Annotated in this window: 1 protein-coding gene; it reads right to left on the minus strand. The window is 72.7% G+C overall.

Annotated features, from left to right (window positions below; all coding sequences use genetic code 11):
- Window positions 1–264 (minus strand): exodeoxyribonuclease V subunit gamma (locus CVH10_RS21480; RefSeq protein WP_146143242.1); only part of this gene is annotated, 264 nt, incomplete at both ends.

Here is a 264-nt window from a genome sequence, read left to right on the forward strand (position 1 = left end):
GCTCGCCGCAGGCATCGAGCCCGAGCGCCGATCGGTGCGCCAGGTTCAGGCCCCAGCGCGCGCCGGCGCCTTCCACCCAGCGCGCCAGCAGCGGCAGTTCGTCGGCACCGATGCCGAAGCGCGCGGCCACGGCCGGCACGGCGAACAGGTCGCGGATTTCGGTGAGGCCGCAGCGCTGCTGCGGCAGGCGCAGCAACCATTCGAGCGCGACCAGCAGCGGGTTGTGGCCGCGCTCGTTCAGGTCGGCGATGTCGAAGGGAATGA

Source organism: Halomonas sp. ND22Bw (assembly GCF_003011945.1).
GTDB classification, from domain to species: domain Bacteria; phylum Pseudomonadota; class Gammaproteobacteria; order Pseudomonadales; family Halomonadaceae; genus Halomonas; species Halomonas halophila.